This is a genomic window from Candidatus Thioglobus sp. (genome assembly GCF_028599055.1).
In the GTDB taxonomy this organism is placed as follows: domain Bacteria; phylum Pseudomonadota; class Gammaproteobacteria; order PS1; family Pseudothioglobaceae; genus Thioglobus_A.
Genome location: NZ_JAQRMS010000121.1, coordinates 1 through 3,635, shown reverse-complemented (window position 1 = coordinate 3,635; position 3,635 = coordinate 1). Strand labels below are relative to the sequence as shown.

General features: G+C 42.5%; 4 protein-coding genes. All 4 read left to right on the top strand.

All coding sequences use genetic code 11. The features are described from left to right. Positions 1–232 precede the first annotated feature (232 nt). Entirely contained in the window at positions 233–1,714 is a 1,482-nt protein-coding gene (locus PSN35_RS06630) for a hypothetical protein (RefSeq protein WP_300031176.1), read from the top strand. A gap of 3 nt (positions 1,715–1,717) precedes the next feature. Further along, positions 1,718–2,167, top strand: coding sequence for a YcgN family cysteine cluster protein (locus PSN35_RS06625; RefSeq protein WP_300031173.1), 450 nt, complete (start codon positions 1,718–1,720; stop codon positions 2,165–2,167). Continuing rightward, positions 2,167–2,583 carry a DUF2914 domain-containing protein gene (locus tag PSN35_RS06620; RefSeq protein WP_300031170.1) on the top strand — a complete coding sequence of 139 codons (417 nt, stop codon included), beginning with the start codon at positions 2,167–2,169 and terminating at the stop codon, positions 2,581–2,583. Before PSN35_RS06625 ends, PSN35_RS06620 begins: the two co-directional genes overlap by 1 nt. Then, positions 2,576–3,635: argininosuccinate synthase (locus tag PSN35_RS06615; RefSeq protein WP_300031167.1), on the top strand; the 1,060-nt coding region annotated here is incomplete at its 3' end. The genes PSN35_RS06620 and PSN35_RS06615, both read left to right, overlap by 8 nt.

The following is a 3,635-nucleotide window of genomic DNA, read 5'->3' as shown; positions in this document are numbered from 1 at the left end:
CGCCTATAGGAGAGTTTTCGATCGTGAAAATAACAGGCGTCAACAATTAAATAAAACAGTTATAGAGCCGGATGCTAGCTTCTTAACACTACTGGAAAAACCGTTGCCGCAGTGCTCGGGTGTGGCAATCGGTATTGAGCGCTTAATTACTAGCATTGACTAACTAATACAGCGGTCTTTAAATCAGATAAAATATAAAGTTGTATTTCAGCTTTATGTTAGTTTATTTTTCATGATTAAGTTTATTTCTCTTATTGCCATGATTTGTTTGCCTGCTCAGGCATTGCAAATATTGCAGCCGGACAATGGCCATGAGATTGTCAAGCATCAATCTCAAGCGTCAGATGAAACCAGCGAACTTTCTGGCGAGCTGTTATTAACAAAATTAGAAAAATCAGCCAAAAGCGGCAATGCCAGAGCACAATTCAGCTTGGCTAATATGTACCATAACGGCATTGGCGTTAAAGCGGATGAAAAGCTTGCGTTTTATTGGTACATTCAAGTTGCTGAACAAGGGTTTGCTAGCGCGCAATTTAATGTCGCCAACGGTTATTATCACGGTATTGGCACAACTCAAAACTTAGCTCAAGCGCTCACCTGGTATGAAAAAGCAGCAGAGCAAGATTTTGTTGCAGCGCAGTATAATTTAGCAGTGATGTATCGTCGGGGCGAAGGTACTGATATTGATAACGAAGCGGCATTTCGTTGGTATGAACGCGCCGCTCAATTGGGTTATGGCCTGGCACAATTAACCTTGGCCAAGTTATACGAAAAAGGTGTTGGCGTTGAACAAAGCGACACTCTGGCGCAAACTTGGTATCTGCGTGCGGCTAATCAGTTAGATCCAGAAGCACAATTTCATTTGGCCGAGTTTTATCAACAGCGTAGCAGTTATGCGCAAGCTGTTTTTTACTATCGTAAGGCCGCCGAGCAGGATTATATTCTTGCTCAATTTGCCTTGGCCATGAATTTTCTTGATGGCAAGGGTGTTATTAAAGACGAGGAAAAAGCGCAATCTTTATTATTGACAGCGGCCAAGGCTGGGCATGCGCAAGCGCAATTTCAGTTGGGAAAATTATTATATAGCCAGGAGTTCACCATAGAGGCGAAACAATGGTTAACAAAAGCCAGTGAACAGTCTGTCGATTTAGCAACAGCGCTGTTACTTGATTTGGAGACGCTTGAACAATCCAAAAAAGACGCGTTAGCATTGGAAATCGCAGATATTACGCCACCAATAGTTGAGTCTATTGAGGTTAATGAGCAGCCAACAATTAAATTGCCAATAGTAAATACACCAGACAATAAGTCAGACGTTGCGGGTATGCAGACTGTGCCAGATTTGACCGCTTTAATTCCTAATCAACAACAGATTTTAGAGTCGATCGCCAGTAATACTGCGATGATGAATAATGTGGAAAAACTTATGCTGAGTGCCCAACAAGGTAATCCTGTTGCGCAGCATAATTTAAGTACTTTGTATAGTATTGGTGAGCTGGTTACTAAAGATGAGCGTAAAGCATTTTTATTGATGCAGCAATCGGCCAATCAGAACATTGCCCGTTCTCAAAATTCCTTAGCCATGATGTATCTGAATGGCATTGGTGTTGAAACTAACTATCAAAAAGCCTATTATTGGGCAAGTGCTTCTGCCCGTCAGGGAAATGCTGAAGGCAAGCAGTTGTTAGTGTATTTAGTTAGCGGATCTTTTTAGTTGGTGGCTGCCAAGACGCAACATTTCTGGGAAAGGTTGAGTTTGGCAGACATGTCACGCGATCAGTGGGAATCTTTGTGTGATAGTTGCGGGCGTTGCTGTTTGCATAAGCTTGAAGATGAAGACACCGGTGATATTTATTTTACTGATGTGGTTTGTCACTATATGGATGAGCAAACCTGCCAGTGTCCACATTACGATACTAGAGCCCAATACGTACCTGATTGTTTAACCATTTACCCTGATTGGGGTAAGAAATTTAACTGGTTGCCGGATACTTGTGCTTACCGATTGTTACATGAGGGCAAGCCCTTGTTTGATTGGCATCCATTGATTAGCCAAGATCCTGAATCAGTACATTTGGCGGGCATTTCGGTGCGTGGACGGACTTTTTCAGATAATGATGTCGATGAAAATGATATCGAATTACATATGATTGATTGGGTGAAATGATGAAAAAAATATTGTTATTGTGCTTATTTATAGCAAATACCACTTGGGCAAATTGGCCACATGAGCATATTTCTCAAGCGGTGTTTGCCGCTTCTGTGGTAGATAGACAGCCTCAACAGATAATCACAGAAGCGGATGATTCTTTAGGTAAAATCTACTTCTTTACCAATATTCGAAATTTGGTTGGTGATCGAATTACGCATCGCTGGCTATATAAGGATAATATCAAGGCTGAAATTAGCTTTGATATCAAAGGTAAGCGCTGGCGCGTCTGGTCAAGCAAAAACATTTGGCATACCTGGACAGGTGAGTGGACAGTTGAAGTGGTTGATCAGCTGGATAATGTCTTATTGACAAAAACCATAAATTTTGAAAAAAGTACGGCTCAGATGAGCGCAAGGAACAAAGATGAATAAAGTAGTATTAGCCTATTCAGGTGGATTAGACACAAGTATTATCGTTAAATGGCTGCAGGACACGTATCAGTGTGAAGTGGTTACTTTTACGGCTGATATTGGCCAAGGTGAAGAAGTTGAGCCAGCGCGCGCTAAAGCTAAAGCGGCAGGCGTTGAGCAAATCTATATTGAAGATTTGCGTGAAGAATTTGCCCGTGATTTTGTTTTTCCAATGTTTAGAGCCAATGCCATTTATGAAGGCGAATACCTTTTAGGCACCTCAATTGCCCGTCCACTCATTTCTAAACGCCTGGTCGAAATTGCTAATGAAGTTGGCGCTGATGCCATCTCGCACGGCGCAACCGGCAAGGGTAATGACCAAGTACGCTTTGAATTAAACGCTTATGCACTCGACGCTGATATTCAAGTGATTGCGCCTTGGCGTGAGTGGGAATTGTCCTCTCGTGAAAGTTTGATGGCGTATGCTGAAAGCCACGGTATTGAAATTGATTACCAAAAACAAGATAAGAAATCTCCTTATTCGATGGACGCTAATTTATTGCATATTTCTTATGAAGGCGATATTCTGGAAAATCCATGGGCTGAGCCAGAAGACGACATGTGGCGTTGGACAGTGTCACCTGAAAACGCACCTGACAAGGCTGAATATATTGAACTTACTTATGCAAAGGGTGATATTGTTGCTATTGACGGTGAGGCCATGAGCCCAGCAACAGTGATGGAAGTGTTAAATCAGCGTGCGGGTGCGCACGGTATTGGTCGTGATGATATTGTTGAAAACCGTTTTGTTGGTATGAAGTCACGCGGTTGTTATGAAACGCCAGCGGGTACCGTGATGCTTAAAGCGCATCGCGCCATGGAGTCTTTAACGCTTGATCGTAATGCGGCTCATTTAAAAGACGAGCTAATGCCAAAATACGCTGAGATGATCTACAACGGTTTTTGGTTCGCACCAGAGCGTGAAATGCTACAAGCAGCCATTGACCAAACTCAAACTGTTGTGAATGGCACAGTGCGTTTGAAGTTTTACAAAGGCAATGTGATTGTGGTGG

Bases quoted from the DNA above. Each gene is read 5' to 3' on its own strand.
- PSN35_RS06630 (WP_300031176.1), top strand. From the start codon at position 233: ATGATTAAGTTTATTTCTCTTATTGCCATGATTTGTTTGCCTGCTCAG.
- PSN35_RS06620 (WP_300031170.1), top strand. From the start codon at position 2,167: ATGAAAAAAATATTGTTATTGTGCTTATTTATAGCAAATACCACTTGG.